The following is a 20,497-nucleotide window of genomic DNA, read 5'->3' on the forward strand; positions in this document are numbered from 1 at the left end:
AATATCCAAATTCACTTTCAGGCAGACCCCAGACAGTACCTTAGGGGAATGCCAACCGTACCAGAATCTCAACAGTTTGCTGATCGCTTGCGCAGTGCGTTGGAGAGTTCGGGGGTGCGTGCGTCCCCAACGGTGGTCGCCAACGCGTTCAACCTCCGCTACCACGGCCGCAGCATCACCCCCCACACCGCCCGAAATTGGTTGCTTGGCAAAGTCATGCCCACGCAGGACAAGCTTCGCGTGTTGGCCGATTGGTTGCAAGTCAGTCCAGACGAGCTGCGTTTTGGCCGTGCACCTGGCAAAACTTACGTCTTTGAAATGGACTCGGGCCCCATCGAAATGGGCCTGGCCGATCGCGAGATGGTCGACCGTTACCTGTCCTTGTCCCCAGAAGAACGCAAGACCATCCGAGACGTTGTGTCTGCCTTTGTCATGGCGCAAGCCGCAAAATCCCTGCCCTGAAAGCCATTTGATCGAGTGGTCGCGCGTGCTTTGCGGCAAGCTCACGGCACAATGGCGGCATGGTTGCCCCTTCCGCATCGTCACCGCCCAAACCCTTGTCTGCGCCGCAAAAAGCGATGCGCAAAATGGGTTTGGTGCGCGACATCGATTTGGCCCTGCACATACCTTTGCGCTACGAAGACGAAACGCGCATCGTCAAATTGAACGAGGCCCGCGAGGGTGATTCGGTTCAAATCGAAGCCACTGTCACCGCCTCCGAAGTGCAACTGCGTCCCCGCAGGCAATTGCTGGTGACCGTTGACGATGGCACAGACACCTGTGTGTTGCGGTTTTTCAGCTTCTACCCCGCGCAGCAAAAAGCACTGGCTGTGGGTCAAGTGATCCGCGCCAGGGGTGAAATTCGCGGGGGCTTTTTGGGCCTGACCATGATGCATCCGGCCTTCAAGTCGGCCACGGGCGAATTGCCTTCTGCCTTGACGCCGGTCTATCCCACCTCGGCAGGATTGCCACAGGCCTACCTTCGTCGGGCCATTGCAGGCGCTTTGTCGCGGGCCGATTTGTCGGAGTCTTTACCGCCTTCCTTGGCCTGGCCCCAAGCACCGCGCGGACAAGCCATGCACAGCTTGAGGCAGGCACTCACTTACCTACATCACCCCGCAGCTGATGCTTCCATTGCCGCATTAGAAGACCGTAGCCACCCGGCCTGGCAGCGCCTCAAAGCCGAAGAATTGTTGGCGCAGCAGCTCTCTCAGCACATGGCCAAACAAGAACGAGACCGCCTTCGCGCGCCTGCCTTGAAAGCCAAAAAGGGGGGCTGGCACGACCAACTTCAAGCCGCTTTGCCTTTTCAGTTGACCGCTGCGCAACAACGCGTTGGCGAAGAAATCGCCCAAGATTTGGCCCGTCCTGTCCCTATGCACCGTTTGCTTCAGGGGGATGTGGGCGCAGGCAAAACCGTGGTGGCCGCTCTGGCGGCCATGTTGGCCATTGACGCCGGTTGGCAATGCGCACTGATGGCACCTACCGAAATTTTGGCGCAGCAACATTTCGCCAAGTTGGTGGGATGGCTGGCCCCTTTGGGCGTGCAAGTGGCTTGGCTCACCGGCAGTCAAAAGAAAAAAGAACGCAACGAAATGCTGGCCTTGATTGAATCAGGCCAAGCAGCCTTGGTGGTCGGTACCCATGCCGTCATTCAAGAGCAAGTGAAATTCAAAAACTTGGCCTTGGCGGTGATCGATGAGCAGCATCGCTTTGGCGTGGCGCAGCGCTTGGCGCTGCGCGACAAGATGCAAGAAGAGGGCATGGAGCCCCACCTGCTGATGATGACGGCCACGCCGATTCCGCGCACCCTGGCCATGAGTTACTACGCTGACCTGGAGGTCTCGGTCATTGATGAGTTGCCGCCAGGCCGCACACCTGTGGTGACCAAGGTGATCTCGGACAGCCGACGCGATGAAGTGATTGGCCGCATTGGGGCGCAATTGGCCGAAGGTCGGCAGGTGTATTGGGTCTGCCCCCTCATTGAAGAGAGCGAAGCACTTGACCTGACCAATGCCACCGCCACGCACGAAGAGTTGTCTGCCGTCTTGCCAGGGGTCACGGTGGGTCTCTTGCATTCGCGCATGTCGGTGACAGAGAAACGCGATGTGATGGCGCAATTCACGCAAGGCAGCATGGGCGTCTTGGTCAGCACCACCGTCATTGAGGTGGGCGTGGATGTGCCCAACGCCTCCCTGATGGTGATTGAACATGCCGAACGATTTGGCCTCAGTCAACTGCACCAATTGCGCGGCCGAGTAGGCCGTGGCGCGGCAGCGTCGGCTTGTGTTTTGTTGTACGGCACACCAGACGGCGGTCGTTTGAGTGAAACGGCGCGTGAGCGTTTGCGCGCCATGGTCGACACCAACGATGGCTTTGAAATTGCCCGCCGCGATTTGGAAATTCGGGGACCGGGCGAATTTTTAGGGGCCAGGCAATCGGGCGCACCCCTGTTGCGTTTCGCCGATTTGGCCACCGATGAAGACTTGTTGGTCTGGGCACGGCAAATTGCGCCTATGCTCTTGGCAAAATACCCCGAGATGGCCGAGCGTCACATTGCACGCTGGCTGGGTGGAAAATCTGAGTTTTTGAAAGCTTGAGACATTGGCATGACCCTGACAGAGCTGAAATACATTGTGGCGGTGGCGCGTGAACGGCACTTTGGCAAAGCGGCCGACGCCTGCTTTGTGTCGCAGCCCACTTTGTCGGTGGCCATCAAAAAATTAGAAGAAGAGCTCGACGTCAAATTGTTTGAGCGCAACGCCAACGAAGTCAGTGTGACGCCCTTGGGTGAAGAGATCATTCAACACGCGCAACGAGTGCTTGAGCAGGCAGCCGAAATCAAAGAGATTGCCAAGCGCGGCAAAGATCCTTTGGCAGGGCCTTTGCGTCTGGGCGTGATCTACACCATTGGCCCGTATTTGTTGCCCGACTTGATGAAGCAATCGATGCGCAAAACGCCGCAGATGCCGCTCATGTTGCATGAAAATTTCACAGTCAAGTTAATGGAAATGTTGCGCGCTGGTGAAATTGATTGCGCCATCTTGGCCGAGCCGTTTCCTGATGCGGGCATGGCCACTGCGCCTTTGTATGACGAGCCCTTTATGGCGGCTTTGCCCTTGAAGCACCCACTGGGCAAGAAGAAGTCCATCACGGCAGAACAACTTAAAAACGAGACCATGCTGCTGCTCGGCAGTGGTCATTGTTTCCGCGATCACGTGTTGGAAGTGTGTCCCGAGTTTGCAAGGTTCTCAAGCAACGCCGAAGGCATTCGCAAAAGCTTTGAAGGTTCTTCATTGGAAACCATTCGGCACATGGTGGCCGCAGGCATGGGCGTCACCTTGGTGCCGCGTTTGTCGGTGCCCGAAGAGGCCATGGCCGAACAACCCAAGCGCAAAAAAAACGAAGACGCCGACATTCTTTACTTGCCCATCGTTGATGAATCAGGCGGTTTGCCGCCGACTCGCCGAGTTGTGCTCACATGGCGCAAAAGCTTCACGCGCTACGAAGCCATTGCCGCCCTTCGCAATGCCATTTACGCTTGCAAATTGCCTGGCGTCACACGGTTGTCGTGATGCTTTGCGCGCACCTTAGCCTCATTCTGTGTCAAGCCTGATGCATCAAAAACTGGCCCTCTATTTGGACTTGATTCGCTGGAATCGCCCCGCGGGTTGGTTGCTCTTGTTGTGGCCCACCTTGTCGGCGCTGTGGTTGGCGGCAGATGGTTTTCCGGGGTGGCATTTGATCGCTGTGTTCACCTTGGGCACAATTTTGATGCGCAGCGCTGGCTGTTGTTTGAACGATGTGGCCGATCGCGATTTCGATCGCCATGTGAAGCGCACCGCACAGCGCCCCGTCACCAGTGGTCGCATCGGCGTGAAAGAGGCCTTGGCCTTGGGCGCGGTACTGGCTTTGTTGGCATTTGCTCTGGTCTTGACCTTGCGCGTTGAAACGGTGGCATGGTCCTTTGCGGCCTTGGCAGTTGCCGTCATTTACCCTTTCGCCAAACGGTTTGTGGCCATGCCGCAAGCCGTGTTGGGCGTGGCTTTCAGCTTTGGCATTCCCATGGCTTTTGCAGCTGTTACAGGTGAGGTGCCATGGCAAGCGTGGGCCTTGTTGATCGGCAATTTGTTCTGGGTGTTGGCTTACGACACTGAGTACGCTATGGTCGATCGCGATGACGATTTGAAAATCGGCATGAAGACATCTGCCATCACATTGGGTGATTGGGATGTGCGCGCCATTATGGTTTTTTATGCCGCCTATTTGGTGGTGTGGGGCGTGTTACTCGATGCACCTCACAAACCATGGGTTCAGGCGGGCTTGGCTGCCGCTGCCGGTCAAGCCGCATGGCACTTTGTGCTCATCAAAGACCGCACCCGTGATGGCTGCTTCCAAGCGTTTCGCTTGAACCACTGGGTGGGTTTTGCTGTGTTTGCCGGATTGGCGCTCAGCAGCCTGATGGGCACTTGAAGCGCTGATGCGCTTCAGTCTTTGCCGAACTCATCGCCCAATTCACCAGCGCGGCGCTGCGCCGCCAACATGGCTTGAATGAAGGCCTCTTTCACTTTGGCGTCTGCCATCGAAGTGAGCGCTGCATAAGTGGTGCCCCCTTTGGATGTGACACGCTGGCGCAAAACTTCGGGCGACTCGCTGGACTGACGTGACAAGTGCGTGGCACCGCCAAAGGTCGCTTGCGCCAAATGGTAAGACTGCTCAGCCGTCAAGCCCATTTGCACACCCGCCTCGGTCATGGCTTCTAAGAAATAAAACACGTAGGCCGGGCCCGAGCCAGACAGCGCGGTGACCACATCCAGGTCTGACTCTCGCTTGACCCACAGCCACTCGCCTGTGCTTTTCAGCACCTGCTCAATCAAGTGTTTGTCGTTCGCCGAGACGCCTTCGCGGGCAAACAAACCTGTAATGCCCTGTCCCACCAAGGCGGGTGTGTTGGGCATGCTGCGCACGATGCGGTCGGTGTTCAGCCAACGCGCAATGCTGTCACTTCGAATGCCAGCGGCCACCGACAAGTGCAAGGCTTTGCCGGTGAACTGTGAAACAGGTGCCGCGGCCTCTTTGAAGACTTGGGGTTTGACAGCCCAAATGACCAAATCGCTTTGGGCCAATGCTGCACTTGCCGCAGGCAATACCGTCACACCCCAATCACTTTGGAGTTTGGCGGCCGTGTCGGCGAACGGTTCGACCACGCAAACTTGAGATGCTGCAAGACCTTGCTTGAGAAGGCCGCCCAAGATGGCGCTGGCCATGTTGCCGCCGCCAATGAAGGCCAAGCGTGCTTGTTTGAAATCAGTGATGGGTGTGGAAGTCATGCGCGTATTGTCTCTTTTTTGCTGCGCTTGTTTCGGTTAATCTCGTGGCCATGACTTACATCCTTGCACTTGATCAAGGCACCACCAGCTCGAGGGCGGTGCTGTTCAACCGAGAGGGCCACCCCGTGGCCACTGCGCAACAAGAATTCACGCAGCATTTCCCCAAACCGGGTTGGGTGGAGCACGATGCCATGGAGATTTGGCGCACCCAAAAAACCGTCATGCAGGATGTGGTCAATCAAGCCGGCATCCAAGCGCAGCAGATTCAAGCCATCGGCATCACCAACCAGCGCGAAACCACGGTAGTCTGGGACCGCCGCACCGGCGTGCCCATTGCGCCTGCCATCGTGTGGCAAGACCGACGCACTGCCGCTGTGTGCGAGCGTTTCAAACAAGTTGGGAAAGCCGCAGAAATTCAGCGCAAAACAGGCTTGGTGTTGGATGCGTATTTTTCAGCCACCAAGCTGGCTTGGTTGTTAGACCATGTGCCGGGTGCAAGACAAAAAGCCGAGCAAGGTCACTTGGCATTTGGCACCATTGACACTTGGTTGATCTGGCACCTGACGGGTGGCCGCGTGCATGCCACCGACCCCAGCAATGCCTCGCGCACCTTGCTGTTCAATTTGCACACCCAAGCATGGGATGCCTCGCTTTTGAAGCTGTTCAATGTGCCTGCTTCTGTGTTGCCGCAGGTGCTGCCCAGCAGCGGCGTGTTGGCCCAAACCGATGCCAACTTGTTGGGCGCGCCCATCCCCATTGCCGGTGTGGCTGGCGATCAGCAAGCGGCCACTTTTGGCCAAGCGTGTTTTGCACCGGGCATGGCCAAGAACACGTATGGCACTGGCTGCTTCATGCTCATGAACACGGGGTCTGTGCCAGTCCAAAGCCGCAACCAATTGCTCACCACCGTGGCATGGCAAGGACCGCAGACTGCGGCGCATTCAACAGCCTATGCTTTAGAAGGTTCGGTGTTCATGGCGGGTGCAACGGTGCAATGGCTGCGTGATGGTTTGCAAATCATCGACAAAGCAAGCGATGTGGAAGCTTTGGCCGCCAGCGTGCCCAACACCGGTGATGTGCACATGGTGCCCGCGTTTGCGGGACTGGGTGCGCCCGATTGGGATGGCCAGGCCCGAGGCTTGTTGATCGGCATGACGCGTGGCACCACGCGCGCGCACATTGCCCGAGCGGCGCTAGAAGCCATTGCATGGCAAGTGGCCGATGTGTTTCAGGCCATGTCCAAAGACAGTGGCCTGGCACTGACGGAGCTGCGGGTGGACGGCGGCGCCAGTCAGAACAATTTGTTGATGCAACTGCAAGCCAATGCGCTGGGTGTGCCTGTGGTGCGATCGCGGATAACAGAAACAACAGCGTTGGGTGCTGCTTATTTGGCAGGATTGGCCACAGGCTTTTGGACCAGCGCTGAAGAAATTTCCGCGCAATGGGCTGAAGACAAACGCTTTGTGCCGCAGATTGCATCTGCTGAACGCGAAGCGGGAATGGCCCGTTGGCGCCAAGCAGTTGCGCGATCGCGCGCTTGGGCGCAAGATTGAACTTTAAAGAAGCAGTTGAATGAAGCCTTTGAAGACAGACCGAGCGCAATTGATGGCGCGCTTGGCCAGTGTGGATGAGTACGACCTGGCCATCATTGGCGGCGGCGCCACTGGCTTGGGAACCGCGGTTGATGCGGCAGTGCGCGGCCTCAAGGTTGTCCTGGTGGAAGCCCACGACTTTGCCAAAGGCACGTCATCGCGGTCCACCAAATTGATTCATGGCGGTGTGCGTTATTTGGCGCAAGGACATTTGCCCTTGGTCTGGGAGGCGCTGCACGAGCGCCAAACATTGTTGCGCAACGCGCCCCATTTGGCGCATGCCATGCCCTTTGTCATGCCCGCTTACCGCCGCATCGACCAATGGTTTTATGGCTTGGGCCTCAAGCTGTACGACCTGTTGGCAGGCCGCGCGGGTTTAGGGCCCACTCAATTTCTCAATCGCAACGAAACATTGCACAAAGCGCCGGGCACATTGGCCACGCATTTGGTGGGGGGCGTGCAATATTGGGATGGCCAATTTGACGATGCGCGTTTGGCTTTGGCCTTGGCGCGCACGGCAGCGGCGCATGGTGCCTTGGTCATCAATCACATGCCTGTCACGGGCTTGCTCACCACCTTGGGCACTGGCAAAGTGTGCGGCCTCACATGCACCGATGCCGAGACGGGATTTGCGCATCACATCAAAGCGCGTTGCGTGGTCAACGCCACAGGCGTATGGGTGGACGAGATTGAAGCCATGACGCAAACCCGTGTGGCCGACACCACGCAAACCCGTGTGCCGCATGCCGTCAGCCCCAGTCAGGGCGTGCATTTGGTCGTCGATGCGTCGTTCTGGCCTGGTGAGACGGCCCTGTTGGTGCCGCGCACACAAGATGGCCGCGTGCTGTTTGCCGTGCCTTGGCAAGGCAAAGTTTTGTTGGGCACCACCGACACGCCCAAGTCATTGGTTGAATGGGAGCCGCAAGCGCTGGACTCTGAGATTGACCAAATCTTAGAAGAAGCTGGAAAGTACTTGGCCAAGGTGCCCACGCGACATGATGTGACCAGTGTGTGGGCTGGTTTGCGGCCTTTGGCTGGCGCCCAATCCGATGCAGGCAAGACGCCAAGCGCGACCCAAAACATCAGCCGTGAACACACCGTCAAACTGGCCACCAATGGTCTGATCAGCGTGATGGGTGGCAAATGGACCACGTACAGGGCCATGGCGGCCGATGTGATGCAGTGCATCCGCAAGGCGCACCTCTTGTCTCTCACGGCGGAAGATGTCACGGTGCATACGTCGCTGTGGGGTGCTCAGACGCCAGCACCCGACGACCCTCTGGCCGCCTATGGCACAGATGCGCCCCTGCTCCGTGAAATGGCGGGTCATGACCATTGGCTCAGCCCCCATGTCAGTGAAGCCATGGTTCGCTTTGCTGCGCGCTATGAATATGCACGAACCGTGGAGGACGTCTTGGCCAGGCGCAAGCGCTTGTTGTTCTTGGACGCCAAAAAGGCTGCCCAGATTGCGCCAGAGGTGGCCAGCCTGTTGGAAGCCGAAACGGGGGGTGACGCGCAATTGGCGGCCTTTATAGCCTTGGCCGAGACCTATCAAGTGCGCTCGTGACCCCTTGTTGGGTTAAAAAATGGGTCAAAACTGGAAAATTCACAGTTTTTTGACCCCGAAAGTGTTGACACGGCCCAAAAATGTTGTAACAATCGCGGGCTTCGCTGTTAAAAAAGCGAAGTTATCTACCCAAACAAAAGCACTGCGAGTGGTTCGTGGTGTGGATGACGGGTCCAAGACTGATCTTGGTGCTGTGGGCAAGCAAAGCGTCTTTCAAGACACTTCTGCAAGTTGCGGTGCACAAGGTGCAAGTTGGGAAATATTGAAATGATTCAGACAGAAACTCGGTTGGATGTTGCCGACAACACCGGCGCTAAGTCCGTCCTTTGCATCAAGGTGCTGGGCGGATCTAAACGTCGTTACGCAAGTGTTGGCGACATTATCAAAGTGAGCATCAAAGAAGCTGCGCCCCGTGGCCGCGTCAAAAAAGGCGAGGTTTACAGTGCTGTGGTCGTTCGTACAGCCAAGGGCATTCGCCGTGGTGATGGCTCTCTCGTTAAATTCGATGGCAACGCAGCAGTTTTGCTCAATGCCAAGTTGGAGCCTATCGGCACCCGCATCTTCGGCCCAGTGACGCGCGAGCTGCGTACTGAGAAGTTCATGAAGATCGTGTCCTTGGCACCTGAAGTTCTCTAAGGACCCGACATGAACAAGATTCGCAAAGGCGACGAAGTCATCGTCATCGCCGGTCGTGACAAAGGCAAGCGTGGCACTGTGTCACTGCGTGCCGATGATTCACACCTGGTGGTTGAAGGCGTTAACCTCGTTAAGAAGCATGCCAAGCCAAACCCAATGAAGGGTACCACTGGCGGCATCATCGAAAAAACAATGCCTATTCACCAGTCCAACGTAGCCATTTTCAATGCAGCTACAGGCAAGGCTGATCGCGTGGGCATCAAGTTGTTGGCTGATGGCAAACGCGTTCGCGTTTACAAGTCCAGCGGCGAAGAAATCAAGGTGGCATAAAAATGGCACGTCTACAACAACAATACCGCGAAAAAATTGCGCCTGAACTGATGACCAAGTTTGGTTACAAATCAGTCATGGAAGTGCCCCGCATCACCAAAATCACTCTGAACATGGGAGTGAGCGAAGCCGTTGCCGATAAAAAGGTCATGGACAACGCGGTGGGCGACTTGACAAAAATCGCTGGTCAAAAGCCAGTCGTTACCAAGGCTAAAAAGCCAATCGCTGGTTTCAAAATCCGCGAAGGTCAAGCCATTGGTTGCATGGTCACATTGCGTGGCGTGCAAATGTATGAATTCCTGGATCGCTTCGTCACCGTGGCTTTGCCCCGCGTGCGTGACTTCCGTGGTATCTCTGGTCGTGCTTTTGACGGCCGTGGCAACTACAACGTCGGCGTGAAAGAGCAAATCATTTTCCCTGAAATTGAGTACGACAAGGTTGACGCTTTGCGCGGTCTCAATATCAGCATCACCACGACAGCCAAGACCGACGACGAATGCAAAGCATTGCTCGCCGGCTTCCGCTTCCCGTTCAAGAACTGAGGTGACACGTGGCTAAAGTAGCTTTGATCGAGCGCGAGCTCAAGCGAGACAAATTGGTGGCCAAGTACGCGGCTAAACACGCGGAATTGAAAGCCATTTCTCAAGATCCAAAACGCAGCGACGAAGAGCGCGCAGCAGCCCGTTTGGGTTTGCAAAAGCTCCCACGCAATGCGAACCCCACACGTCAACGTAACCGCTGCGCGATCACTGGTCGTCCACGTGGCACGTTCCGTCAATTCGGCCTCGGCCGCGCCAAAATTCGTGAATTAGCCTTCCAAGGCAACATTCCTGGCGTGACCAAAGCCAGCTGGTAATCGGCAGGAGAGATACAACATGAGCATGAGTGATCCCATTGCCGATTTGCTGACTCGCATCCGCAACGCACAAATGGTGGCCAAGGCCTCCGTTTCAATTCCCTCTTCCAAAGTGAAGGTGGCAATTGCCCAGGTGCTGAAAGATGAAGGTTACATCGACGGCTTCCAAGTCAAGACAGCGGGCGGTAAGTCCGAACTTGAAATCGCCCTGAAGTACTACGCAGGTCGCCCTGTGATTGAGCGCATTGAGCGCGTCAGTCGCCCTGGCCTTCGCGTTTACAAAGGCCGCGATGCCATTCCACAAGTCCTCAACGGTTTGGGCGTGGCCATCGTCACCACACCCCAAGGCGTGATGACCGACCGCAAAGCGCGCGCAGCCGGTGTCGGCGGCGAAGTTCTTTGCTACGTCGCTTAAGCGCAGGAGAGACTAGAAAATGTCCCGTGTAGGAAAAATGCCTGTGACCATCCCCGCTGGCGTGGATGTGTCCATCAAAGAAGACCAAATCAGCGTCAAAGGAACTGGCGGCACGCTTGCCACCGCTTCTAGCTTGTTGGTCAAAGTAAACAACGACAACGGCAAGTTGACCTTTGATCCGGTCAATGACTCCCGTGAAGCCAATGCCATGAGCGGCACCATGCGTCAGCTGGTGAACAACATGGTGACTGGTGTGACCAAAGGCTTCGAGAAGAAGCTGACTTTGATTGGTGTGGGTTACAAAGCCCAAGCCCAAGGCGCCAAGTTGAATTTGGCAGTTGGTTATTCGCACCCTGTGAACATTGACATGCCTGCTGGCATCAAAGTGGAAACACCTGCGCCAACTGAAATCATCATCAAAGGTGCTGACCGCCAACGTGTGGGTCAGATTGCTGCTGAGATTCGTGCTGTTCGTCCTCCCGAGCCTTACAAAGGCAAGGGCATCCGTTATGCGGATGAGAAGATCACGATCAAAGAGACTAAGAAGAAATAAGGAGCTGCATCATGTTGACCAAAAAAGAGCAGCGTCTCCGTCGTGCACGTCAAACACGCATCCGCATTGCACAGCAAGGCGTGGCACGTTTGACAGTGAACCGTACCAATCTTCACATTTATGCCAGCGTCATTTCCGGCGACGGCAGCAAAGTGTTGGCCAGTGCATCTACAGCCGAAGCCGATGTTCGCAAAGAACTCGGCGCAGCCGGCAAGGGTGGTAACGCCAATGCAGCGCAACTGATCGGCAAGCGCATCGCTGAAAAAGCGAAAGCTGCTGGTGTTGAAAAAGTAGCTTTCGACCGCGCAGGTTTTGCCTTCCACGGTCGTGTCAAAGCTTTGGCTGAAGCCGCTCGCGAAGCTGGCTTGCAGTTCTAAACGGATCGGAAATTACAAATGGCTAAGTTTCAGGCAAAAGCACAAGGTGACGGTCCAGAAGACGGTCTGCGCGAGAAGATGATCGCGGTGAACCGCGTTACCAAGGTTGTTAAGGGTGGTCGCATTTTGGCGTTCGCAGCTTTGACAGTGGTTGGTGACGGCGATGGCAAAGTGGGCATGGGCAAAGGCAAATCGAAAGAAGTGCCAGCTGCTGTTCAAAAAGCCATGGAAGAAGCTCGTCGCAACTTGCACAAAGTGTCGCTCAAAAACGGCACCATCCATCACACCGTTTACGGTCACCACGGTGCAGCGCGCGTTTTCATGGCGCCCGCTCCCAAGGGTACTGGCATCATTGCCGGCGGCCCAATGCGTGCTGTTTTCGAAGTGATGGGTATCACTGACATCGTGGCAAAAAGCCATGGTTCGTCAAACCCTTACAACATGGTTCGCGCCACTTTGGACGCTTTGACCCACTGCACAACGGCATATGAAATTGCCTCCAAGCGTGGCAAGAGCGTTGAAGACATCTTCGCTTGAACCCGAAAGGCACACCAATGACAACTCAACAAACCGTCAAGGTTCAATTGGTTCGCAGCCCTATCGGCTGCAAACAAGACCACCGCGACACCGTTCGTGGTCTGGGCTTGCGCAAGCTCAACAGCGTCAGCGAATTGCAGGACACACCTTCAGTTCGCGGCATGATCAACAAGATCAGCTATCTGGTCAAAGTTCTCTGAGAGATATCTGATGGAACTCAACAGCATCAAACCTGCAGCTGGCGCTAAACACGCCAAGCGTCGCGTTGGCCGTGGTATCGGTTCGGGTCTGGGTAAAACCGCCGGCCGTGGACACAAAGGTCAAAAATCCCGTTCAGGCGGCTACCACAAAGTGGGTTTCGAAGGCGGTCAAATGCCTTTGCAACGTCGTCTGCCCAAGCGTGGCTTCAAGTCTCACCTCTTGAAGTTCAATGCTGAAGTCACATTGACAGCACTCGAAAACCTCGGCTTGCCCGAAGTTGACGTGTTGGCACTGAAGCAAGCTGGCCTGGTGGGCGAGCTGGCCAAAGTAGTCAAGGTTGTCAAAACTGGTTCGTTGACCAAAGCTGTCAAGTTGACAGGCATTGGCGCAACAGCCGGCGCTAAAGCAGCCATCGAAGCTGCTGGCGGTTCATTGGCTTAATTGAGAGAAGTACGCAGTGGTCACTAGCGCAACAACAGCAAACAAAGGCAAGTACGGAGACTTGAGTCGCCGTCTCGTCTTCTTGTTGCTCGCGCTGGTGGTTTACCGTGTGGGTGCGCACATTCCTGTTCCAGGCATTGACCCCGCACAACTGCAGCAACTCTTCAATGGTCAGCAGGGCGGCATTCTGAGCTTGTTCAACATGTTCTCGGGCGGTGCTTTGTCGCGCTTCACCGTGTTCGCGTTGGGCATCATGCCTTACATCTCTGCGTCCATCATCATGCAATTGCTCACTTATGTCTTGCCTGCTTTCGAGCAGCTCAAGAAAGAGGGCGAAGCTGGACGTCGCAAGATTACGCAGTACACACGCTTTGGCGCTTTGGGTTTGGCTTTGTTCCAATCCTTGGGAATTGCCATGGCTTTGGAAGCTTCTGCTGGTTTGGTCATTGCCCCCGGTTTTGGTTTCCGCATGACCGCTGTGGTCAGCTTGACTGCAGGCACCATGTTCCTGATGTGGCTGGGTGAGCAAATCACCGAGCGCGGTTTAGGCAACGGTATTTCTATTCTCATTTTTGCCGGTATTGCTGCAGGTTTGCCTGGCTCTATCGGTGGATTGTTGGAGTTGGTTCGCACAGGTGCCATGGGCCCTCTGGTTTCCATCTTCATCATTGCTGTGGTTATTTTGGTCACTTATTTTGTGGTGTTCGTTGAACGCGGCCAGCGCAAGATTTTGGTGAACTATGCTCGCCGTCAGGTGGGCAACAAGGTGTACGGCGGTCAATCGTCACACCTGCCCTTGAAGCTCAACATGGCTGGCGTCATTCCACCCATCTTTGCTTCATCCATCATTTTGTTGCCAGCCACTGTGATCAATTGGTTCAGTTCTGGTGAAACCAACAACGCTGTGGTGTTGTTCATGAAGGACGTGGCTTCTGCCCTCACACCAGGTCAACCGATCTATGTGATGTTCTATGCAGCTGCCATTGTGTTCTTCTGCTTTTTCTATACTGCCTTGGTGTTCAACAGCCGCGAGACGGCCGACAACCTCAAGAAGAGTGGTGCGTTCATCCCCGGCATTCGTCCTGGTGATCACACTGCCAAATTCATTGACAAAATTTTGGTGCGTTTAACACTGGCCGGTGCCGTGTACATCACCTTTGTTTGTCTCTTGCCCGAATTTTTGATCTTGAAGTACAACGTGCCGTTCTATTTTGGTGGCACTTCACTTCTGATCATTGTTGTGGTGACCATGGATTTCATGGCACAAGTTCAGAACTACATGATGTCTCAGCAGTACGAGTCGCTTCTTAAAAAAGCGAATTTCAAAACCACGCTGTGATTGAATTGATAGGTAAAAGAGTTTTAGGAGAAATGAAATGAGAGTTTCGGCTTCGGTCAAAAAAATTTGCCGCAACTGCAAAGTCATTCGCCGTAAAGGCGTGGTTCGTGTGATCTGCACAGACCCACGTCATAAGCAGCGTCAAGGCTGATTGCAAGAGTTATTAGAGGACGAAAATGGCACGTATCGCTGGCATCAACATTCCGCCGCACAAGCATACCGAAATTGGCTTGACAGCTATCTTTGGTATCGGTCGCACCCGCGCTCGCAAAATCTGCGAGGCTTCAGGCATTGCTTATTCCAAAAAGATCAAAGATCTGACGGATGGCGACCTGGAAAAAATTCGCGATCAAATCGCATTGATCACCATTGAAGGTGACTTGCGTCGCGAAACAACCATGAACATCAAGCGTTTGATGGACATCGGTTGCTACCGTGGTTTCCGCCACCGCCGTGGCTTGCCCATGCGTGGTCAGCGTACTCGCACCAATGCACGTACTCGCAAGGGTCCGCGTAAAGGCGCTGCAGGCTTGAAGAAATAACAGGGATTGAGAGACCACTATGGCAAAAGCCCCATCCAATAGCGCCGCACAACGCGTGCGCAAAAAAGTTCGCAAGAACGTTGCCGACGGCATCGCACACGTGCACGCCTCGTTCAACAACACCATCATCACCATCACTGATCGCCAAGGCAATGCGTTGTCATGGGCTTCTTCAGGTGGTCAAGGTTTCAAGGGTTCACGTAAATCCACACCGTTTGCAGCGCAGGTTGCTTCCGAAGTGGCTGGCCGTGCCGCCATTGAACAAGGCATCAAGAACCTCGACGTCGAGATCAAAGGCCCAGGCCCAGGTCGCGAGTCTTCAGTTCGTGCATTGGGCGCCTTGGGCATCCGCATCACATCGATTGCAGACGTCACACCCATGCCCCACAACGGTTGCCGCCCTCAAAAGCGTCGTCGTATCTAATTTGCAAAGCCCACCGCCATTGCCGTGCTGGCAATGGCTCCCGCATGTCTCATGCGGTAGTTGACAGAAAAGGAAGATCAAGTGGCACGTTACCTAGGCCCTAAGGCCAAACTTTCCCGCCGTGAAGGCACTGACCTGTTCTTGAAGAGCGCACGTCGCTCTATTGCGGACAAGTCTAAATTTGACACCAAGCCCGGCCAACACGGTCGTACTTCTGGTCAGCGTACATCCGACTACGGTTTGCAATTGCGCGAAAAGCAAAAAGTGAAGCGCATGTACGGCGTGCTCGAGAAGCAATTCCGCCGCTACTTCACTGAAGCTGACCGTCGTAAAGGCAACACAGGTTCTAACCTGTTGAGCTTGCTCGAGTCACGCTTGGACAATGTTGTTTACCGCATGGGCTTTGGCTCTACTCGCGCTGAATCACGTCAATTGGTTTCACACAAAGCGGTCACCGTGAATGGTCACCCAGTGAACATCCCTTCTTACCTCGTCAAAGCTGGCGATGTGGTGGCTGTTCGTGAAAAGTCCAAGAAACAAACACGTGTTTTGGAAGCTTTGCAATTGGCTCAACAAGTTGGCATGCCAGCTTGGGTTGAAGTCAACATCGAAAAAGTTGAAGGCGTCTTCAAGAAGGCTCCTGATCGTGATGAATTTGCGTCTGACATCAACGAATCATTGATCGTTGAATTGTATTCACGCTAATCTCATCTTGTTTCAATTGTTCCCTTACCGCGATGCATCGCGGTTTGGGTGCTTCATCAGCCTTACCGGTGTAACGAACCGGGGGTATTGAGAGGAAGTCTGAATGCAAACCAATCTGTTGAAACCCAAAGCCATCCAAGTTGAACAACTCGGCCCCAACCGCGCCAAGGTGACCTTGGAGCCCTTCGAGCGTGGCTATGGCCATACCTTGGGCAACGCGCTGCGCCGTGTGTTGTTGTCTTCTATGGTGGGTTATTCCGCTACGGAAGTCACCATCGCTGGTGTTGTTCACGAGTACTCATCCATTGATGGTGTGCAAGAAGATGTCGTCAACATCTTGTTGAACCTCAAAGGTGTGGTCTTCAAATTGCACAACCGCGATGAAGTGACATTGAGCCTGCGCAAAGATGGCGAAGGTCCTGTCACAGCGGCCGATATCCAAACACCGCACGACGTTGAAATCATCAACCCCGAGCACGTCATTGCCAACCTGTCACAAGGTGGCAAACTCGACATGCAAATCAAGGTTGAAAAAGGCCGTGGCTATGTGCCAGGTTCGATGCGCCGTTTTGCCGATGAGCCCACTAAATCTGTGGGTCGCATTGTTCTCGATGCCTCTTTCTCACCTGTGAAGCGCGTTAGCTACACAGTCGAAAGCGCACGTGTTGAGCAGCGTACCGACCTCGACAAGTTGGTCATCGAAATGGAAACCAACGGTGCCATCAGCGCTGAAGATGCCGTTCGCTCTTCTGCCAAGATCTTGGTGGAGCAATTGGCTGTGTTCGCACAGCTCGAAGGCAGCGAGTTGTCTGCATTCGACGCACCCGCACAACGCGGCGGCGCCAGCAGCTTCGATCCTATTTTGCTGCGCCCAGTGGACGAGCTCGAACTCACCGTTCGCTCTGCCAACTGCCTCAAAGCAGAAAACATTTACTACATCGGCGACCTGATTCAGCGCACCGAGAACGAATTGCTCAAGACCCCTAACTTGGGTCGCAAGTCACTCAACGAGATCAAAGAAGTTTTGGCCTCACGCGGTTTGACTTTGGGCATGAAGCTCGAGAGCTGGCCACCTGCTGGTTTGGAAAAGCGTTAATTTGAGAGGGCTCCTTTAGGTTTGACCTGAAGACCCTTTCAGCAAGTCAGCTAAAATAGCTGGCTTTTCAAAAGTCCCATCCTGAGTTCCTAGGGTGGGCAGTGCACGGGCAGTACCTGATACGGCTGCTTGATTAATAAAGAAAGGATTAGCACCATGCGTCACGGACACGGACTACGTAAACTCAATCGCACAAGCTCACACCGCTTGGCAATGCTGCAAAACATGATGAACTCCATCATTGAGCACGAAGTGATCAAAACAACAGTGCCCAAGGCCAAAGAACTGCGCCGCGTGATCGAGCCCATGATCACTTTGGCCAAAGTCGACACAGTGGCCAACCGCCGCTTGGCTTTCAACCGTTTGCGCGATCGCGACAGCGTCACCAAACTGTTCACAGACCTCGGCCCCCGCTTCAATGCACGCCCAGGTGGTTACACACGCATCCTGAAAATGGGTTACCGCGTGGGTGACAATGCACCGATGGCTTTGGTCGAGTTGGTTGATCGTCCCGATGTGGCCGAGCAAGCACCTGAAGCTTAAGTTTGCAAATAATTGGCTTTAATTTTTAAAACCTTAAGTATTAAAGCTGATTAACAAGGTATACTCTCGTTTTTACCGCGGGGTGGAGCAGTCTGGTAGCTCGTTGGGCTCATAACCCAAAGGTCGTTGGTTCAAATCCGGCCCCCGCAACCAAATTAAGCAGCAAATTCATTTGCCCGCTGATTGAAAAAATGCCCACTTCGGTGGGCATTTTTTTTGGCCAAATGTTTCACTGAAACACGTTCAAAAGTGGCAAGGCTGCTTCAGCTGCCAGTCACCATCTTGGCCAACTGTGCCAATGCCAGTGCAGTGGTGGCCTCTCGGACAGCTTGTCTGTCGCCCGAAAAAACTTGGCGAATGCTGATGCATTGCGCAGGATTTCTAGACGCCCATGCAAGCCAGACTGTGCCCACAGGCTTCTCAGGGCTGCCGCCCGTTGGACCGGCAACACCTGTGACAGCCACACTGAAGTTGGCCTTGGAGTGCGCTAAAGCGCCCAAAGCCATGGCTTTGGCCACTTCCTCGCTGACCGCGCCGTGCTGTGCAATCAGCGTGGACGGTACGCCCAGCATCTCCGTTTTGGCATCGTTGGCGTAAGTCACAAAGCCTCGTTCAAACCATGCGCTAGAGCCAGACAAATGGGTACAACTGGCGGCAATCATGCCGCCGGTGCAGCTTTCTGCCGTGGCGATGCATGCCTTGTGCGCCAACAGCGCTTGGGCAAGGGCTTCACAATGAAGTTGAATGAGAGAAGTCACCAGGTTCTCCAAAGTGCAAAGCAAAGAAGGGTGCAAAACGCAGCCACAAAATCATCCAGCAAAATGCCAAAGGCGCCCCGCCAGCCAAAGCCTTTGAACAAACGATCGGCCCAAGCGACCGGGCCAGGCTTTGCCGCGTCGAAATAACGAAACAACGCAAACGCAAAGCATTGCGTTAATAAAGTACTGGGCTCCAACAACCAAAGGATGAGCCAAAACGCCAACACTTCATCCCAAACAATGGCACCAGGATCGGCGATGCCCATGTTCTCTGCGGTCACTTTGCAGGCCCACCAACCTACCAAGGTGGACGCAGCCAAAAGGAGGCCCCACTCAAGTTGTGTGAAGTGCTCGTGAAAAACCCACCAACTGGCCCATGCCCACAAAGTGCCAACCGTGCCAGGCGCTTTAGGCGAAAGTCCTGAGCCAAAGCCCAAGGCAATCCAATGCGCAGGATGTTTTGCCATGAAGCCTGCAGTGGGTCTCATGCTGATTTGAAGTGGTCGAAAGAGGAAAAGGTGTTCGGCATCACTTGTCCCTTTGCGTCTCGCAAAACCAAGTGAGGCGTGGCTGTGATGTGCCCGATTCGCGTGACTCGCGTTTGGGCGGTCTGGCTGGCAGCCGCAACAGCCTCTCGCTGATCAGGCGCTGCGGTAAAGACCAACTCGTAGTCATCGCCACCCGACAAAGTCAGTGCCAACTGACTGGCAGAATCAAGCTGGTCAAGAAACTCTTTGGCGTTGAGACAGGCCAAGGTGCTGGCCACCTGCGGTGTTTCGATCTCGGCACCCACACCGCTGGCTTTCAAAATGTGCCCCAAATCGCCCAACAGACCGTCGCTGATGTCGGCCGCCGAATGCGCAATGCCGCGCAAAGCCATGCCCAATGCAATGCGTGGTGTGGGTTGTTCCATGCGCCATCGTGCGTGTTCAAAAACAGGCGCAGGCACTTTCATGTGGCCTCGAAAAACTTCAAGCGCCAAACGCGCATCGCCCAAATGACCGCTGACATAAATGTCATCTCCAACTTGCGCACCGCTTCGAAGCAGGGCTTGCGACGCAGGCACTTCGCCCAAAACGGTGATGCAAATGTTCAAGGGGCCGCGTGTGGTGTCGCCGCCAATGAGGTCGATGTCGTGGGCGTCGGCCAAAGTCCAAAGGCCTTGCGAAAACTCAGACAGCCAATGCGGGTCCACTTGGGGCAATGACAGCGCCAACATGAACGCCTTGGGTTTGGCGCCACAGGCTGCCAGATCACTCAAGTTCACGGCCAAGGCTTTGTGCCCCAAATGACGGGGGTTGACGGTGGAGAGAAAGTGTCGACCTTCGATCAGCATGTCACTGGAGATGGCCAATTGCTGGCCGGGCGTGACGCCCAACAATGCGCAGTCGTCACCCACCCCCAGCGTGGCATGCCGCGCTGGCCGTTTGAAGAAGGTTTCGATCAGATCAAACTCACCCATAAACCCAAGCATAACCTCTGACAAGCCCTGGCGCATCTGCATGCCCTGAACAATTTAGGGCTGACAAAATGAGACAATTCGGACATGACCACCTACCGCATCGCCCCCTCACTTTTGTCTGCCGATTTCGCCCGCTTGGGTGAAGAAGTGCGAAATGTCATTGCCGCCGGCGCCGACTGGATTCACTACGACGTGATGGACAACCATTACGTGCCCAACCTCACCTTCGGCCCCATGATTTGCCAGGCCCTCAAGCCACATGCCAAAACAGCTGACGGCAAAGATGTGCCCATTGATGTGCACCTGATGGTTCAGCCGGTGGATGCCTTGGCCGCAGCCTTTGCTGATGCCGGTGCCGATCTGATCAGTTTTCACCCAGACGCGTCAACGCATGTGCACCGCAGTGTTCAGGCCATCAAGTCCAAAGGCTGCAAAGCCGGTGTGGTGTTCAATCCTGCAGAATCCTTGGATGTGTTGGAATGGGTCATTGACGACATCGACCTGATCCTCATCATGTCGGTCAACCCTGGCTTTGGTGGCCAGAGCTTCATTGACAGCGCGCTTCGCAAAATTGAACAAGCCCGAAAATGGATTGACAAATCAGGCAAAGACATCCGCCTGGAAGTGGATGGCGGGGTCAAAGTCGACAACATTCGCCGTGTGGCCGATGCAGGTGCCGACACCTTTGTGGCGGGTAGTGCCATTTTTGGCAAGCCCGATTACGCAGCCGTCATTCAAGCCATGCGCAAGGAGTTGAGCGCAGCCTGACATTCTGCTTGGCGTGTGACCGACA

The 20,497-nt window shown here is 55.0% G+C and carries 29 protein-coding genes and 1 tRNA gene; 26 read left to right on the top strand and 4 right to left on the bottom strand.

The window, feature by feature from the left end:
- Nucleotides 1–48: 48 nt before the first annotated feature.
- From L103DPR2_RS02295 to ubiA, 4 genes are read left to right on the top strand one after another with little or no spacing between them, the layout of a single operon-like run.
- The gene (locus L103DPR2_RS02295; RefSeq protein WP_055359570.1) at nucleotides 49–462 is read left to right on the top strand and encodes a transcriptional regulator; all 414 of its coding nucleotides are present in this window, start codon (nucleotides 49–51) and stop codon (nucleotides 460–462) included.
- A gap of 59 nt (nucleotides 463–521) precedes the next feature.
- A complete protein-coding gene (recG, locus tag L103DPR2_RS02300; RefSeq protein WP_055359571.1) occupies nucleotides 522–2,600 on the top strand; it encodes an ATP-dependent DNA helicase RecG in 2,079 nt (692 codons plus the stop codon).
- 9 nt (nucleotides 2,601–2,609) lie between these two features.
- Entirely contained in the window at nucleotides 2,610–3,575 is a 966-nt protein-coding gene (locus tag L103DPR2_RS02305; RefSeq protein ID WP_055359572.1) for a hydrogen peroxide-inducible genes activator, read from the top strand.
- Nucleotides 3,576–3,615: 40 nt separating this feature from the next.
- Complete coding sequence (gene ubiA, locus L103DPR2_RS02310; RefSeq protein ID WP_055359573.1) at nucleotides 3,616–4,473, top strand: 4-hydroxybenzoate octaprenyltransferase; 858 nt, start codon at nucleotides 3,616–3,618, stop codon at nucleotides 4,471–4,473.
- A gap of 14 nt (nucleotides 4,474–4,487) precedes the next feature.
- On the opposite strand, the gene proC is transcribed toward ubiA, so the two are convergent.
- Complete coding sequence (gene proC, locus L103DPR2_RS02315) at nucleotides 4,488–5,330, bottom strand: pyrroline-5-carboxylate reductase (protein ID WP_055359574.1); 843 nt, start codon at nucleotides 5,328–5,330, stop codon at nucleotides 4,488–4,490.
- A gap of 50 nt (nucleotides 5,331–5,380) precedes the next feature.
- Here proC and glpK point away from each other — a divergent pair, with 50 nt between their 5' ends.
- The 21 genes from glpK (at nucleotide 5,381) to L103DPR2_RS02420 (ending at nucleotide 17,637) form a co-directional block, all read left to right on the top strand.
- Nucleotides 5,381–6,883, top strand: a complete 1,503-nt coding sequence (gene glpK / locus L103DPR2_RS02320; RefSeq protein ID WP_055359575.1) for a glycerol kinase GlpK — start codon at nucleotides 5,381–5,383, stop codon at nucleotides 6,881–6,883.
- Nucleotides 6,884–6,902: 19 nt separating this feature from the next.
- Nucleotides 6,903–8,489 carry a glycerol-3-phosphate dehydrogenase/oxidase gene (locus L103DPR2_RS02325; RefSeq protein WP_055359576.1) on the top strand — a complete coding sequence of 529 codons (1,587 nt, stop codon included), beginning with the start codon at nucleotides 6,903–6,905 and terminating at the stop codon, nucleotides 8,487–8,489.
- A 19-nt stretch (nucleotides 8,490–8,508) separates the two neighbouring features.
- The gene (locus tag L103DPR2_RS02330; RefSeq protein WP_055359577.1) at nucleotides 8,509–8,760 is read left to right on the top strand and encodes a hypothetical protein; all 252 of its coding nucleotides are present in this window, start codon (nucleotides 8,509–8,511) and stop codon (nucleotides 8,758–8,760) included.
- Nucleotides 8,757–9,125 (top strand): 50S ribosomal protein L14, encoded by a 369-nt coding sequence (rplN, locus tag L103DPR2_RS02335; RefSeq protein ID WP_053172537.1) that lies wholly within the window; start codon nucleotides 8,757–8,759, stop codon nucleotides 9,123–9,125. Before L103DPR2_RS02330 ends, rplN begins: the two co-directional genes overlap by 4 nt.
- A gap of 9 nt (nucleotides 9,126–9,134) precedes the next feature.
- Nucleotides 9,135–9,455 carry a 50S ribosomal protein L24 gene (gene rplX / locus L103DPR2_RS02340; RefSeq protein WP_055359578.1) on the top strand — a complete coding sequence of 107 codons (321 nt, stop codon included), beginning with the start codon at nucleotides 9,135–9,137 and terminating at the stop codon, nucleotides 9,453–9,455.
- A gap of 2 nt (nucleotides 9,456–9,457) precedes the next feature.
- Nucleotides 9,458–9,997 (top strand): 50S ribosomal protein L5, encoded by a 540-nt coding sequence (rplE, locus tag L103DPR2_RS02345; protein WP_055359579.1) that lies wholly within the window; start codon nucleotides 9,458–9,460, stop codon nucleotides 9,995–9,997.
- An 8-nt stretch (nucleotides 9,998–10,005) separates the two neighbouring features.
- A complete protein-coding gene (gene rpsN, locus L103DPR2_RS02350) occupies nucleotides 10,006–10,311 on the top strand; it encodes a 30S ribosomal protein S14 (RefSeq protein ID WP_055359580.1) in 306 nt (101 codons plus the stop codon).
- 19 nt (nucleotides 10,312–10,330) lie between these two features.
- On the top strand, nucleotides 10,331–10,726 hold the full coding sequence (gene rpsH / locus L103DPR2_RS02355; RefSeq protein ID WP_055359581.1) for a 30S ribosomal protein S8: 396 nt from the start codon (nucleotides 10,331–10,333) through the stop codon (nucleotides 10,724–10,726).
- A 19-nt stretch (nucleotides 10,727–10,745) separates the two neighbouring features.
- Entirely contained in the window at nucleotides 10,746–11,279 is a 534-nt protein-coding gene (gene rplF, locus L103DPR2_RS02360) for a 50S ribosomal protein L6 (protein WP_055359582.1), read from the top strand.
- An 11-nt stretch (nucleotides 11,280–11,290) separates the two neighbouring features.
- Nucleotides 11,291–11,656: a 50S ribosomal protein L18 gene (gene rplR, locus L103DPR2_RS02365; protein WP_055359583.1), complete on the top strand. Its 366-nt coding sequence runs from the start codon at nucleotides 11,291–11,293 to the stop codon at nucleotides 11,654–11,656.
- 18 nt (nucleotides 11,657–11,674) lie between these two features.
- Nucleotides 11,675–12,193 carry a 30S ribosomal protein S5 gene (gene rpsE, locus L103DPR2_RS02370; RefSeq protein ID WP_055359584.1) on the top strand — a complete coding sequence of 173 codons (519 nt, stop codon included), beginning with the start codon at nucleotides 11,675–11,677 and terminating at the stop codon, nucleotides 12,191–12,193.
- Between the two features lie 17 nt (nucleotides 12,194–12,210).
- The gene (gene rpmD, locus L103DPR2_RS02375) at nucleotides 12,211–12,393 is read left to right on the top strand and encodes a 50S ribosomal protein L30 (RefSeq protein WP_055359585.1); all 183 of its coding nucleotides are present in this window, start codon (nucleotides 12,211–12,213) and stop codon (nucleotides 12,391–12,393) included.
- A gap of 10 nt (nucleotides 12,394–12,403) precedes the next feature.
- Nucleotides 12,404–12,835 carry a 50S ribosomal protein L15 gene (rplO, locus tag L103DPR2_RS02380; RefSeq protein ID WP_055359586.1) on the top strand — a complete coding sequence of 144 codons (432 nt, stop codon included), beginning with the start codon at nucleotides 12,404–12,406 and terminating at the stop codon, nucleotides 12,833–12,835.
- Between the two features lie 16 nt (nucleotides 12,836–12,851).
- Entirely contained in the window at nucleotides 12,852–14,174 is a 1,323-nt protein-coding gene (secY, locus tag L103DPR2_RS02385) for a preprotein translocase subunit SecY (protein ID WP_055359587.1), read from the top strand.
- Nucleotides 14,175–14,211: 37 nt separating this feature from the next.
- The gene (gene rpmJ, locus L103DPR2_RS02390) at nucleotides 14,212–14,325 is read left to right on the top strand and encodes a 50S ribosomal protein L36 (protein WP_028820150.1); all 114 of its coding nucleotides are present in this window, start codon (nucleotides 14,212–14,214) and stop codon (nucleotides 14,323–14,325) included.
- A 25-nt stretch (nucleotides 14,326–14,350) separates the two neighbouring features.
- Nucleotides 14,351–14,716, top strand: coding sequence for a 30S ribosomal protein S13 (gene rpsM / locus L103DPR2_RS02395; protein ID WP_028820149.1), 366 nt, complete (start codon nucleotides 14,351–14,353; stop codon nucleotides 14,714–14,716).
- Nucleotides 14,717–14,735: 19 nt separating this feature from the next.
- A complete protein-coding gene (gene rpsK / locus L103DPR2_RS02400) occupies nucleotides 14,736–15,140 on the top strand; it encodes a 30S ribosomal protein S11 (RefSeq protein WP_055359588.1) in 405 nt (134 codons plus the stop codon).
- An 81-nt stretch (nucleotides 15,141–15,221) separates the two neighbouring features.
- Nucleotides 15,222–15,845 (top strand): 30S ribosomal protein S4, encoded by a 624-nt coding sequence (gene rpsD / locus L103DPR2_RS02405; protein ID WP_055361796.1) that lies wholly within the window; start codon nucleotides 15,222–15,224, stop codon nucleotides 15,843–15,845.
- 103 nt (nucleotides 15,846–15,948) lie between these two features.
- Entirely contained in the window at nucleotides 15,949–16,941 is a 993-nt protein-coding gene (locus L103DPR2_RS02410) for a DNA-directed RNA polymerase subunit alpha (protein ID WP_055359589.1), read from the top strand.
- Between the two features lie 156 nt (nucleotides 16,942–17,097).
- Nucleotides 17,098–17,484, top strand: a complete 387-nt coding sequence (gene rplQ / locus L103DPR2_RS02415) for a 50S ribosomal protein L17 (RefSeq protein WP_055359590.1) — start codon at nucleotides 17,098–17,100, stop codon at nucleotides 17,482–17,484.
- Nucleotides 17,485–17,560: 76 nt separating this feature from the next.
- Nucleotides 17,561–17,637, top strand: a tRNA-Met gene (locus tag L103DPR2_RS02420).
- Between the two features lie 110 nt (nucleotides 17,638–17,747).
- Here L103DPR2_RS02420 and L103DPR2_RS02425 read toward each other — a convergent pair.
- From L103DPR2_RS02425 to thiL, 3 genes are read right to left on the bottom strand one after another with little or no spacing between them, the layout of a single operon-like run.
- Nucleotides 17,748–18,242, bottom strand: coding sequence for a CinA family protein (locus tag L103DPR2_RS02425; RefSeq protein ID WP_442915083.1), 495 nt, complete (start codon nucleotides 18,240–18,242; stop codon nucleotides 17,748–17,750).
- Complete coding sequence (locus tag L103DPR2_RS02430; RefSeq protein WP_442915084.1) at nucleotides 18,239–18,709, bottom strand: phosphatidylglycerophosphatase A family protein; 471 nt, start codon at nucleotides 18,707–18,709, stop codon at nucleotides 18,239–18,241. The genes L103DPR2_RS02425 and L103DPR2_RS02430 overlap by 4 nt, the downstream gene beginning before the upstream one ends.
- A 17-nt stretch (nucleotides 18,710–18,726) precedes the next feature.
- Complete coding sequence (thiL, locus tag L103DPR2_RS02435; RefSeq protein WP_055359593.1) at nucleotides 18,727–19,704, bottom strand: thiamine-phosphate kinase; 978 nt, start codon at nucleotides 19,702–19,704, stop codon at nucleotides 18,727–18,729.
- A gap of 84 nt (nucleotides 19,705–19,788) precedes the next feature.
- On the opposite strand from thiL, the gene rpe reads away from it, so the two are divergent.
- Nucleotides 19,789–20,472, top strand: coding sequence for a ribulose-phosphate 3-epimerase (gene rpe / locus L103DPR2_RS02440; RefSeq protein WP_055359594.1), 684 nt, complete (start codon nucleotides 19,789–19,791; stop codon nucleotides 20,470–20,472).
- Nucleotides 20,473–20,497: the final 25 nt, after the last annotated feature.

This window comes from Limnohabitans sp. 103DPR2, from assembly GCF_001412575.1.
Classification (GTDB): Bacteria; Pseudomonadota; Gammaproteobacteria; order Burkholderiales; family Burkholderiaceae_C; genus Limnohabitans_A.